Origin of the sequence: Psychrobacter sp. NPDC064578, assembly GCF_044901245.1 — a bacterium.
GTDB lineage: Bacteria > Pseudomonadota > Gammaproteobacteria > Pseudomonadales > Moraxellaceae > Psychrobacter > Psychrobacter cibarius_C.
The window spans coordinates 244,988-258,591 of the sequence record NZ_JBJDPI010000002.1; the positions used below are offsets into that span (position 1 = coordinate 244,988).

General features: G+C 44.4%; 8 protein-coding genes. 1 reads left to right on the forward strand and 7 read right to left on the reverse strand.

Translation table 11 applies throughout. The features are described from left to right. Positions 1-42 precede the first annotated feature (42 nt). Positions 43-2,862 (reverse strand): DNA gyrase subunit A, encoded by a 2,820-nt coding sequence (gene gyrA / locus ACI2JM_RS02950; protein ID WP_404641970.1) that lies wholly within the window; start codon positions 2,860-2,862, stop codon positions 43-45. A 491-nt stretch (positions 2,863-3,353) separates the two neighbouring features. Beyond that, positions 3,354-5,051, reverse strand: a complete 1,698-nt coding sequence (locus ACI2JM_RS02955; protein ID WP_404641972.1) for an alpha/beta hydrolase family protein — start codon at positions 5,049-5,051, stop codon at positions 3,354-3,356. A gap of 323 nt (positions 5,052-5,374) precedes the next feature. Between ACI2JM_RS02955 and ACI2JM_RS02960 the strand changes: the two genes are divergently transcribed. Further along, positions 5,375-6,247 carry a methyltransferase domain-containing protein gene (locus ACI2JM_RS02960; protein WP_404641974.1) on the forward strand — a complete coding sequence of 291 codons (873 nt, stop codon included), beginning with the start codon at positions 5,375-5,377 and terminating at the stop codon, positions 6,245-6,247. Positions 6,248-6,404: 157 nt separating this feature from the next. Here ACI2JM_RS02960 and ACI2JM_RS02965 read toward each other — a convergent pair whose 3' ends face one another. From ACI2JM_RS02965 to ACI2JM_RS02985, 5 genes are all read right to left on the reverse strand, one after another. After that, complete coding sequence (locus ACI2JM_RS02965; RefSeq protein ID WP_404641976.1) at positions 6,405-7,757, reverse strand: ABC transporter ATP-binding protein; 1,353 nt, start codon at positions 7,755-7,757, stop codon at positions 6,405-6,407. A 112-nt stretch (positions 7,758-7,869) separates the two neighbouring features. After that, positions 7,870-9,567, reverse strand: a complete 1,698-nt coding sequence (locus tag ACI2JM_RS02970) for an ABC transporter permease (protein ID WP_404641978.1) — start codon at positions 9,565-9,567, stop codon at positions 7,870-7,872. Between the two features lie 173 nt (positions 9,568-9,740). Next, positions 9,741-10,865 carry an extracellular solute-binding protein gene (locus ACI2JM_RS02975; RefSeq protein ID WP_404641980.1) on the reverse strand — a complete coding sequence of 375 codons (1,125 nt, stop codon included), beginning with the start codon at positions 10,863-10,865 and terminating at the stop codon, positions 9,741-9,743. Between the two features lie 290 nt (positions 10,866-11,155). Then, positions 11,156-11,881, reverse strand: coding sequence for a 16S rRNA (uracil(1498)-N(3))-methyltransferase (locus ACI2JM_RS02980; RefSeq protein WP_404641982.1), 726 nt, complete (start codon positions 11,879-11,881; stop codon positions 11,156-11,158). After that, positions 11,878-13,476: a 3-deoxy-D-manno-octulosonic acid transferase gene (locus ACI2JM_RS02985; RefSeq protein ID WP_238035323.1), complete on the reverse strand. Its 1,599-nt coding sequence runs from the start codon at positions 13,474-13,476 to the stop codon at positions 11,878-11,880. The genes ACI2JM_RS02980 and ACI2JM_RS02985 overlap by 4 nt, the downstream gene beginning before the upstream one ends. Between the last annotated feature and the right edge of the window lie 128 nt (positions 13,477-13,604).

The following is a 13,604-nucleotide window of genomic DNA, read 5'->3' on the forward strand; positions in this document are numbered from 1 at the left end:
CAATCATATAAGACTAGATCAAAAAGCTAACTACTGAGACATTTATTCGTCGTCTGCGTTTTCACCGTCTGTACTGTCAACATCTAATTCATTGTCAGTAGCAATATCCATAACGTCATTCGTTGCTGTATTGCCAGTCGCCGCATCGATATCTATCTGCTCTTGACCTGCCACATCAAATGTACCGTCTTCTCTCATGGCATCAATCAGCTCATCGTCACCTTCTTCATGCTCAACACGCGCCATAGCGACCAGCTTCTCGTCTTTTGATAGACGAATCAGCGTCACACCTTGCGTATTACGACCAGAGCTAGCGACATGCTCAACGGGCGTACGAACCAACGTACCTTTGTCGGAGATTAAAATAATATCGTCTGTAGAGTCAACCTTAGTGGCTCTTACTAGCGCACCATTACGCTCACTGGTTTTGATGGCAATTACACCGCCGCCGCCACGATTTTGGGTATTGAACTCATCGATAAAGGTACGTTTACCAAAGCCGTTTTCACAAGCAATAAGGATTTCGCGTACATCATCTTCGATCACAACCAATGATTTTATAGACTCATTAGCCGCCAAACGCATACCACGGACACCTTTAGCCGTACGACCCATCACACGAGCATCATTTTCATCAAAACGAATGGCTTTACCACTGGATGCAAACAACATCACTTCTTGGCTACCATTAGTGATACGAGCACTGACCAGCTTATCGCCCTCTTCTAGTCCAACCGCAATCAAGCCGTTCGAGCGAATATTGGCAAACTGCTTAAGCTCTACCCGCTTCACCGTACCATTGGCAGTTGCAAAGAACACAAAAGGTGGCTCTGCTTGCGTGCTAGCGTCTAATGAATCATCATCTCCATCTATTAGATCATCTGTTAATGCGTCACCTTTTACCGATAGCTCTTCCACTATTTTTGGAATCGGTAGTATCGTAGTAACAGTTTCATCAGGATTTAAGCCAATTAAATTCACTAATGGACGACCACGAGCACCGCGACTGGCAATCGGCACTTCAAAACCACGTAAGCTAAAGACACGACCGCTATCCGTGAAGCACAATACGGTAGCATGCGTTGAGGTCACAACCAAATGATCAATCACATCATCTTCTTTCATTGCGGTTGCAGACTTACCTTTACCGCCACGTTTTTGCGCGACATAATCGTCAATCGGCTGAGTTTTTGCATAACCAGTACGTGAGACTGTCATGACAACCGTCTGTTCAGGAATCAAATCTTCACGGTTAAAGTCAGTACGTGAGTCAATAATATCGGTACGGCGCTCATCACCAAAGTTATCACGAATCTCAATCATCTCATTGGAGATAATGGTCATTAGCTTATCAAAATCACCAAGAATAGACTCTAAATGAGCGATTTCACGTAGCAAATCCTGATATTCTTCGGTCAATTTGTCTTGCTCAAGACCCGTTAGACGATGCAACTGCATATCTAAAATCGCGTTGACCTGCTCAAGTGATAAGCGATAACGTTCTTCGCCCTCAATCAAGCCAAATGGTGCTTTAGGATCTTCGCCTTCGATATAGTCAGGACGCACAGATTGGCTACCAGCAGCGGTCAACATCGCCACCACGCTACCTGAACCCCACGTGTTATTTAATAAGCTTTCACGTGCCAAACCGCGGTTTGCAGAGGCTTTAATCGTTGCAATAATCTCGTCGATATTGGCTAATGCAACGGTCAAACCTTCGAGCAAATGACCACGGACGCGCGCTTTGTTTAACTCATAAATCGTACGGCGTGTCACCACTTCTTGGCGATGACGTACAAAGGCGGCAATCAGCTGACGCAAAGTTAATAATTTTGGCTGACCATTATCGAGCGCCACCATATTGATGCTAAAGCTTGATTCGAGCGGCGTTTGCAAGAACAAGTTATTAACGATGACTTCAGCTGTCTCACCACGACGCAAATCAATGGCGATACGCATACCATCTTTGTCAGACTCGTCACGAATCTCGCTAATACCTTCAATCTTTTTATCACGTACGAGTTCTGCGATACGCTCAATCATTTTGGCTTTATTAGATTGATAAGGTACTTCGGTAAAGACAATACGCTCACGATCGCGGTTGACACCCGTATCACTCATGGCTTCAATATGATAGCGACCACGGATGTGCAAACGACCTTTACCCGTGCGATAAGCATCTAAAATACCAGCGCGACCATAAATGATACCGCCTGTAGGAAAGTCAGGACCTGAGATGTGTGACATCAACTCTTCAGCTGATACTTGCGGGTTTTCGGCATAAGCCAAACAAGCATTAATCACTTCTGTCAGGTTGTGCGGCGCCATATTAGTCGCCATACCAACAGCAATACCAGTCGCACCATTGATTAGTAAGTTTGGAACACGCGCAGGCATGACACTAGGCATACGCTCAGAACCATCGTAGTTGTCTTCCCAATCAACCGTGTCTTTGTCTAAATCAGCAAGCATCTGATGCGTCAGCTTGGTCATACGTACTTCGGTATAACGCATGGCAGCCGGAGGATCATCATCGATTGAGCCAAAGTTACCTTGACCGTCAACCATTGGATAACGCAAACTAAAATCCTGCGCCATCCGCACAATGGCATCATAGACCGCACTATCGCCATGTGGGTGATATTTACCAATGACATCGCCGACGACACGTGCAGACTTCTTATATGGCTTATTATAGTCGTTAGATAGCACGTGCATGGCGTACATCACACGGCGGTGTACAGGTTTGAACCCATCACGCACATCAGGCAGCGCACGCGAGACAATCACGCTCATCGCATAATCCAGATAGGATTGCTTTAGTTCCTCTACGATGCCAATAGGACTGACCGATTCGCTCATATACACTCCTTCACTCACATTGTTTTTCTAATGTTGACACGTTTGTTCAAGATACTCATGGGTTATACAAAAATATAGCTGCATCAATGCGCAGCTACTATCAGAATAGTGACCCTAAAAAAGCACTGTCAAAGGTGCAAAACAATAGGAAAATAGTGATACGGTTTTTGTTAAAAATAATGTTCAATTAAAGAAGCTATTTTAGCACAAATTTGCTGATTTAGGGGCGTCTGGCTGTTATTAAAATTAAGCAAAACAGCTGATTAGCGGTTTTTTTCACTCTAATAACAAGGGTAAAAACAACTTTAACGACATACTTGTTTTGATTGACTGATCGGAGCTATGATAAAGACACAGGCCATTAGTGATAATATTATCGATTTCATATTTTTCTCTTATTAATGATTAAATGATATTCATGAAAAAACTGCATCCAGTGGATACAGTCTTTTCGATAGTCAGGCTATTTTTTATGGTTAAAATGACCTCTATTAAGCAGGTTTAAATTCCTGATTAAAGAACTCACGTGTGGCTTGCGTACAAGCTGGGCTAACTAAGCCGCCATGATAGTTGGTATAAAAAGCCAATAACGGCACGCCACCTTGTGCAGTCGCATCCGCTTTCACCTTTTCAACGCTATTGCTGAAGTTTGTTTGTACATTGGTTACGATATCAGTGGCATTCCATTTGTTCATTGATGCCTCTCCAATCATCATAAAGGTCGATTTATCTGGACGCTCGGCAACATTGTCTTTATCGACATCCAATACCGTAATATTGAGCTTTTTGGCGGAGTTTTTGTCAGAGGCTGCTTGTAATATTTCTACCATAGAGCCTGTATTAGTATCAAAATAAACCGTCGGGTCTTGGTTACCGCCACAAATAAGTGTCGGCATTGTCGGCACATAGCCACGTAAGTCATTATCCTTTAGTGCTTTACGTAAGTTATTCTCAGGGGCTACAGTTGGCATTTTGTTGCCGTTTTCTGTCATTAACCCATCGGGATGCTTAATGGTATCCGCTACATAAGCTGCGCGAAAATCCGTCTTAATCAAATAGTCATTTTCATCATAACCGCCCAGCACAGAAAACAACTTCCCTTGTGATAAACCAGTAAATATTGCATCGGTAGGGTTCTTTTGAAATAGAGCATTATTGGGCAGTTTGCCCGCCGCGACTAAGTCGCCAAATGCTGTCTCACTTGGTAACTGGGCATCGGCATACTTATCCAAGAATATGTCTGATTTTTTACCATAAATATCGCCATACTTTTCTTGTAAACCAATGCCAAGTAATGGCGCAAATCTAGACGCTCCAATATTGACGTTTCCTCTAAATATTTCATCGCCAAATGCTGCTAAAGCATAAGGTCCTGATGAAGGCGCAATGGCAGTGATTGGCTTGTTTTGTGACTCTAGCAATCTAGCGGTTGCCATAGTGACGTAGCCGCCTTGCGAGTAACCTGCGATGAATAGCTTGCCTGAATCATCAATGTTGTCGTAATTGGTATTATTGGCACGCTTCTGTCGCTCGATGATTGTGCGGGCACTATCTAAAGCATCTACCATGTCGGTCGACTGCTGCTGTGCTACCAAATAAGGATGATAATCGAGATCAGACTCATCATAACCAGCATAGTTTGGTGCAACGACGATGTAGCCTTGAGCCGCAAAGTTGGCAGCGATTAATGTCGACTCACCAGCGGCTGGATTTTGAGGATTAGCGACTTGACTAAAATCGTAGCCTTTATCCGTAGTTGTGCCATGGGCATACAGCAAGATAGGTCGATCGCCTTGACAGTCAGCACTGTCGCCACTTGGTAGCATCAAAGCTGCTGTCGCGTTGGTACGCTCACCCGCTGCCCCGACTGTCGGATAGCTGACTTTTTCGATTTTGATATCGCATTTGGCATCAGGGGTTGCCGTACCATCAAGACCGAACTGGGTATTTATTTGCGCGGTGTTAAATGAGCTGATTGATTTAACTGACGTCACAGAGTCAGAGCCTATGACAGTATTAAAGTCATTGTCATTGTCATCGCCACAACCGACGAGTAGCAAGCTACTGGCAATGGCGACCGATAATAGGCAGCGCAGCATCATAGGCTTGCCCGTCGTAATGGATAGTGATTGATGGGTACTGCTAGGTGATTTGTCATTTATAGCGGTAGTAGATTTAGATACGATCATGGTTGCTGTCCTTAGCGGTGGTAGATCAGACGTTTGCTGAGAGTCCTTGACAATAAAAAATTTTAGTATGGCAGACTCTTTTTATCGATTGGTTTTTATCGAATACAGTGAATTATCAAATATTTTCATTAAAACTTACTCAATAATTGTTTCTTAAACCTTACTACTTATACCGTAAAATATTGTGAAAAGCTACTGGAAAACAGGTATTTAATAGCATATTTAACGCTATGGTAAAGCTAGTATTGGCGTCAAATCCTAGCTTAGATTTTGTCTTTGTTGTACGATGTTCCAAAATACCACCCTAATACAGATAGCGCTTTATGCAAACCTATAGTGAAAGTACCAAAGAACATGACAACCAATCGGTTGATCTGACACAACCAATCGACGCATCAGGCGATATACGTACCGATCGTAGCTTCAATGCGATTGCAGATCATTTCGAAAAAAAGGTCTACGGTGGCTTAAAAGGCGATATTCGATTGGCGGTGCTACGCCGTGATATCTTTGAATATAGTGCGCAAATGAGTAAAAGCCTTGGGCGACCTTTACGTATCTTGGATGTGGGTGCAGGGCTGGCACAGATTGCAATAGAGCTTGCAGCTCAAGGTCATACATTGGTCATCAATGACATCTCAGCCAATATGCTAGAAAAAGCGAAAGCGAGTGCCGTGCAGATAGACGAAGACCTGAATATCACATGGTACGTTTGCCCTTATCAGGAGCTGCCAGAAAAGTTGGGTACAGAAAATATTGAAAAGTTTGATTTAATCATGTGTCATGCGCTGCTTGAATGGTTGGCAGAGCCCGCTGCGGTGATGGACTTTTTTGATCAGCAACTAGCGGATAATGGTGCGCTATCTTTATGCTTTTATAACCCAGCAAGCTTTGATTATCGCAATCTGATCATGGGGAATTTCAACTTACTCGATAATACAGAATATAAGGCGGATAACAAAAAAAGCCTCACGCCCAACCATCCTGTCGCCAAAGAAGAAGTTGAATCTTGGTTGGCTGCGCATCATTATCAGACCATACGCACCAGTGGTCTGCGCGTCTTTCATGATTATGCCCCGCTTAAGCGTGGTGGTCACAATGACCCAGAGGCCGTGATACGCATGGAGCTGCGCTACTCGCAATTAGAGCCATATAAACGGTTAGGACGTTATTTGCACATATTGGCGACGCGATAAGCGTAAGTGCAAGCCTCTGTTGTTTGAAATAAACATAAATTAATATAATCGCCGCAGTTTAAAATAGGTATAAAGTAGATACAAGGCAGCCAAGCGTCAATATCATGCTATGTGCATATCGCGAGGTTAATTCCCTAATCATTTATAAATGCTGCGACTATTCTGTCTCATCAACTCTCTCTGACCTATCATACTCTGACCAATTCGTCGCATTGATGTCTTTTTCATCAAATACCACGACATGCTCTAGTATAGGTAAAATACCAATCTGCGATCCAATCTCGTGATTATGGTGACTGGCGACTAAAGACAGTACCGTTTGCCCGTCGTCAAGTTGCAAGCGATATAAATAGTTGGCACCGCGAAATACGCGTCCAACGACTAAAGCGGTTTGGTTGCTCTCATCATCATGAATGATATCATCAGGGCGCACCAACACCTTAATCGGTGTGCCGTTAGGATAATCGTACTCGCAATACTGTGGGTACCCTGATTCATCGTACACCTCCATACGTCGATAGATATCGCCTAATGCCGTCTCAACATGGCCTTCTTTGATGATACCATCTATCATCGCGCCTTCGCCGACAAACTCAGCGACAAAAGGACTGATTGGCTCATGATATAGCTCGCTTGGGGTTGCCCACTGTACCAGCTTACCTTTATGCATCACCCCCACTTTATCAGCCAGTGCAAAAGCTTCGTTTTGATCATGAGTGACCAGTATTGCCGTGGTATTGGTGCGTTTAAGAATATCACGGACATTCATTGCCAATGATTCACGTAGCACCACATCTAGATTAGAAAACGGCTCATCAAGTAGCAATATTTTTGGCTTTGGCGCTAATGCACGGGCTAATGCCACCCGCTGCTGTTGGCCACCTGACAGCTCATTTGGACGTTTGTCAGCATGCTCAGACAATTCAACCAGCTCTAGCATCTCAGCGACACGGGCTTTTTTGTCAGCAGCAGACCATTTATTCAGACCAAAAGCGATGTTTTTTGCCACGCTCAAATGCCCAAATAACGCATAGTCCTGAAACACCATGCCCATACCGCGTTTGGCGGGTGCGACTGCATACGAGTTGCGGTCAGTTTTATCAGTAAGACATTGATTGTTTAAGAGAACCGTACCATCACGGCTTTGTTCCAGCCCTGCAATCGCTCTTAGTGCCGTGGTCTTGCCGCAGCCGCTATAACCCAAAAAGCAACCAATCTCGCCTTGCTTCAATTCCAATGACAAACCATTGACGATAATCGTATCGTCATAACCAACGATTAAATCTTGCACACTAAAATAAGGATTAGTAGCCGTAGCTGCCTCAATATCTGTCTCAACATCTTGGCTAAAAGCACTGCTTTTTTCTAAAAACTTACTAGGCTGGGCGGGCGGCGTCTTAACTTGAGCAACTGGTAATTTTTTTATATGCTCCAGTCTTGCCTTCGCCTTTATTGACTTGGCATTGATTGATTTAGAGTCTGCTGAGCCTTTCATTGAATCAGTGTACATAGACGGTACCAGTTAGCTATTAGTAAATAAAACCCATAGATAAAACAGTGAAAACAATCATAAAATGGAGCGTCATCGGACAATTCAGATTCACTCTAAAAACACCTTAACTTTACTTATCGCTTTGACGCAATAATATCCAAACAGGCAGCAGACCAACCAGCACAATCAATAAACTTGGCAATGCAGCTCGTCCCCACATTCCTTCACTGGTCATCTCAAATACCCGCACTGCCAGCGTATCCCAGCCTTGGCGACGCGTCATTAACGTAATCGGCATCTCTTTCATGACTTCAACAAACCCCATCAATAGTCCAGTCAATATTCCTGGACTAATAACGGGCAACATCACTTGACGCCAGCGCTGATAAGGACTGTCACTCAGTAATTTGGCAGCCGCTTCTTGATTGACCGTTAGTCGCTGTAGCTGCCGATCAACTGGCTGAAAACTCACCGTCATAAAACGCGTTGATAATGCCAATAGCATCACAATCACACTGCCTGATAATACTTGCTGCGTGGTAATCCCAAAGGCAATCATTTGGTTGTCTAGCCAAGCAATTGGAATAAAGATGCCCACTGCCAATACTGTACCCGGCACCACATAACCCAAATTTGCCAAAGTAGTCATGAGCTTGGTCAATTTATCAGGATACTGCCGCTTAATCCACGCAATGATAATCGCCAAAAAGGCAATAAAAATCGTGGTCATGCTAGCAATCATGAGGCTGTTGGTCACAAAATCAATATAGCGCGCATCAAAATCTTGGCGAAAATTCAATGCCGTCCAGTAGATGAGCTGCAAAAATGGGATTAAAAAAGCGCCAGCAAACACCAAAGTACACAGCAATGTCATGCCCAATTTCGCAGGCGTGCTGGCATCAAAACGCTGACTGCTGCCTTGAGTCACGTTATTGCCGCGCTTGGTTTGCCAATACTGCTCAAACAATACCACAATAAAGATCACACCGATGAGCAAAGCTGCCAATTGTGCCGCAGTGGTCAAACTAAAGAAGCCAAACCATGCTTTGTAAATAGCCGTGGTAAAGGTATCAACATTAAAGACTGACACGGCCCCAAAGTCTGCCAAGGTTTCCATACTAGCAAGCAATAGTCCGCCAATAATCCATGGCAATGCTTGTGGTAATGCCAACCGAAAAAACACGCGGCTACGGCTTAAGCCCAGCATCTGTCCCGCTTCAATCGCGCGCCTGCCTTGCGATAAGAACGCTTGACGCGCCAGCAAATAGACGTAGGGATAAAATGCTAGGGACAATACCAAACCTGCTCCCCAGACATTACGGATCGAAGGAATCGCTGTATCAAAGCCTAGGTCGCGCAAACCTGTCTGTAATGGTCCACTAAAATCAACAATACCAATGGTGACAAATGCTAATACATAAGCGGGTATCGCCAGCGGTAACATCAGCGCCCACGAAAAAAACCGCTGTCCAGGGAAGCGGTACATACTGGTTACCCAAGCAAGCGCGGTGCCAATAGTGCCAGACACGACCGTTACCATCAGCAATAAAATCGCGGTATTTTTAAGCACTTGCGGCAGCACATAATCTGCCATGTGCGTCCAGATATCGGCTATTGGCTGCGTCCAAGATAGCAACACAATCAAAATTGGCAAAAGCATAAACGACGAAATCAGTCCTAAGACTGATTTTGAGATAATACGTTTACGGACGGCGTGGTCTTGGCTGACAGTTTGCTTTCCATCAATATTATTATGCATATTGTTGATATTAGCACTATCATTGACTGTATCGTTTTGACGTACAGACGCGTCTGGCGTTTTGATCATATCATTATTACCGTGTCATACGCATAAAGACCTTATAACATTATACCAAACTCAAAAATACGGCTAAAAACACTGTCTGCTTTGAACATAAACACTATCATTTAGCCTATCAAGCTTGATACTCGTCCTTGATAGGCATTGTCATTTTTGAGAATGGTATGACTGTCAATACCTTATTTATAGCCTGCTTTGTCCATCAACTGAATGGCTTGGGTTTGTAACTCACCAAACTTTTGCACATTGATATCGTCTTTTTTGAATTCACCCCATGATCTGAGCATTTCTGACTCATCAACCCCTACTTTTACTGGGAATTCTTTGTCTGAGCTGGCATAAAGACCTTGCGCCTCATCAGAAGACAACCATTCTATCAGTTTAAGCGTCCCATCTGGATTGTCTGAACCTGCGACCACACCAGCACCTGAAATATTTACGTGTGTACCAGTCGTGCCTTGGTTTGCCCAAAATATCTTCACAGGGAAGTTAGGTTTTTCATCGAGCAGACGACCGTAGTAGTAACTATTGGCAATGCCCACTTCACACTGACCAGCAGCGATGGCTTCTAGCATACTGGTATCATCACTGAACACGTCAGTCGCTAAGTTAGCGACCCAACCACGGACGATTTCTTCGGTTTTCTCTTCGCCCAAATGCTCCATCATACTGGCCACAAGTGACTGGTTATAGACCTTTTTAGAGGTACGTAGGCATAACTTGCCTTTCCATTTTGGATCGGCTAAATCTGCATAAGTAGACAATTGGTCGGCACTGACTTTACTTGGGTCATAAAAGATCGTACGAGCACGCAATGATAGCCCTGTCCACTGACCTTTTGGATCACGATATTTGGCAGGGACATTTTCTTCTAACACAGTAGAGGATACTGGTTGTAACAAGCCTTGCTGAGCGGCTTGCCATAAGTTGCCGGCATCAACCGTGAGCAGCATGTCGGCTGGCGTGTTCTGACCTTCAGCTTGCAAACGCGCCATGAGCGGACCTGTACTATCTGTGACCAGCTCAATCTTCACACCCGTCTGTTCGGTATAACGGTCTAGCAATGGCTTAATCAGCTGCTCATTTCGCGAAGAATAAATGGTAATCGTTTGACCACCTTCACTCGTAGCACCATCAGTAGCAGCTGGTTGCTCAGTAGCCGCCGCTGATGTCTCCGCCTCCACGCTCTCTTCTGTTGTAGATGAATTGCTACAACCAGCCAGTCCCAACATCATGCCAAATACGGCAACAGGCAAGATAAGCTTAGTAGAAGTTAGGTTAGCGCTAATGGCATTCAATGACATGGTTTTCCCCATAATGATGCTACGAAAAGGTGAGATAAATAGATGAGATGACAATAAGATAAGACGGCGCTAAAGACCTCTAATAATAAGGTTCAATCACGCGATAATCTCTGAAACAACATACTAATAGAAATGAGATTAATTATCAATACATTTGTTTAACTCAGAAATGCACGGATAATTTGGCTCAACTGTCTCTTTTTAAGGATAAATTTATAGATCTTCACGGAGCAGTATATAGATTTTCTAAGTGATGGCACATCTCAATTATCTTTCAACGATCTACTGATTCACGACAGCAACCATTGACCTAAAATCACATTGACGGCGGCTTCTGTACGCAGGATACGCGAGCCTATAGTGACTGCCGTGCAACCTTGAGTGGCAAGCAACGCTATTTCATAATCAATCCAGCCGCCCTCGCTACCGATACAAACCAGACTTGGCAATCCTAACGATGGTTGCTGTTGTAGATACTGTGTAAAGGATAGCTCACTATACGGGTGCGCCACGATGGCTCGATTGGTTACCAAACCTGCCAGCTCATCTTCCACGAATGGCTTGAAGCGTTTTTGTAAAGTGATACGAGGCGCTATGGTATCAACTCCTTGTTGCAGCCCTTCTAATACAAATTCATCAAGGCGCTCAAGCATCGGACTTTGCCAATAGCTTTTTTGCGTGCGATAGCTGTTGATTAAGATGATATCGCGCACCCCAAGCGCGGTCATATCCATAATTAAGCGGCGTAGCACTTTAGGACGCGGTAGTGCTAATACAACGGTCAAATCTAGCTTTGGTGGCGGCGCAGTGGTGAGCTGAATATCACGCAACTCAATAGCATCAGAGCGGATGCTCTCAATCACAGCAGTGCCCAAATGACCGCCCATTTGACCGATTTTCAGCGTATCACCAACTTTTGCTGTTAGCACTTTATTGACGTGATTTATTTGTGATAATTCATCAATATATGCCGCATCCGAAGAGAATTTTTCAATGGGTAATAATAGACAATTCATAGCAGCTCTTGGCTTGGTTGTTGAATAGCATGCTGCTCAACAACCTCTTTAATCATGGTAAATTGGCGGGTCAATACGGCTTGCTGTTGTCTCGTCATTCGCGCGCCAGCTTGCCCTGCTTGTTCCGCTACCTCAAGATCACTGAGCCAAGACACTAGCTGCTGATAAATGAGCGCTACATCCTCTTTAGCGGCAGGCTTCTTACGAGAGGATTGTTGATTCGTATCATCATTAGTAGTAGCCGCACTAACAGTAACGGGACGATAGAAAACATTGTTTGGCTGATATAACGCGCCGACCTCCGCCAATTTATCCACCACGCTTTGACAAGACTGCGTATAGCGCCCCATGAGCACAGGCGTTGCCACACTGGCTGGCTCAACGGGATTGTGTCCACCGACATCCACTAACGAGCCGCCGACCAGTGACACATCTGCCAACTTATACCACGTCATCAGCTCACCCATGCTATCAGCCAGATAGACTTGTGTGTCTACATGAATGCTATCTTCTGCACTACGCCGTGCCATTGTTAAGTCAGACGCTTGAATGAGCGCTGCTACTTCATCAAAACGTTCAGGATGTCTAGGTACAATGATAAGCAGCGCATCATCGAGCGCAGAATGAGACAATAGCTGTTGATGCAGTGATAGTGCCGTCTCTTCTTCGCCACTATGGGTACTTGCGGCAACCCAAATCGGTCGACCAGCGATATTCATCTCTTTTGCTAATGTGGACTCTTTGACCGATTCAGAATATTGGTTTGGTACGCTAGGATTTTCTGTATAGTTATTTTCTGTATCAGCTTCTATATCAGCCGCTTTATCTTCAGTTTGAGGCGTATTAATCACCCATTTGAGTGAACCTGCGACACGAATTTGCGCGCTATTCGCACCCAATTGTCGAAAGCGTTTCGCTGAGTCGCTGTCTTGGGCGATAATCAAAGTCAGATTTTTCATCATACTGGCACTGACCGCAGCAATTTTTTGATAACTTTTAAAAGAAGACGCTGACAGCCGACCGTTGACCAAGATACTGGGAATATGGTGTTCGGATAATTTGGTTAGGATATTTGCCCACAGTTCTGTTTCGACAAACAGAGCAGCGATGGGCTTGACATGACCCAAAAAAGCCTCAATCACAGTTGGGCTGTCGACAGGTACGTAGCTATGGCTCATCCGACCTTGAACAATATCATCGGTGAAACGGCTGGCACCGCGAGCAAAACCTGTCTGCGTGGTATTAGTTAACCATATTTGATAGCCATCAGCCAATAATGCATCTAATAAGGGCGCGACGGTATTGGTCTCTCCCAATGACACCGCATGACACCAAATAACGCCTTTATCAGTTTGCGCATTAGTCAGTTTAGCCACTGGTCGCGGTGGATATTGCTTACCAAAACGCTGCGCCACTTCTTGTTGATAGTTGTCGCGGTTGTGTGAGCGTTGCCAAACTTGCAGTCGATATAGCGGCTTAAGTAAGCCAATGGCGCACTGATAATACAAAGGCGCAGTATAAACAGTGCGGCTGGGCAACGATACTGGGTCAGTCGCTTCCAAAGCACAATCAGAGGATATAGGAGAAGATGGCATAAAGTTGCCCAGATTAGTAATGGCTTAAATAATATAGTCAATTCACTATAAAAGAGTGACGGCATTAACCTCGTTTGCAGTATTACCTATACATCTGCACTCGGTTGCCTTTTACCTCTTTAAATTAA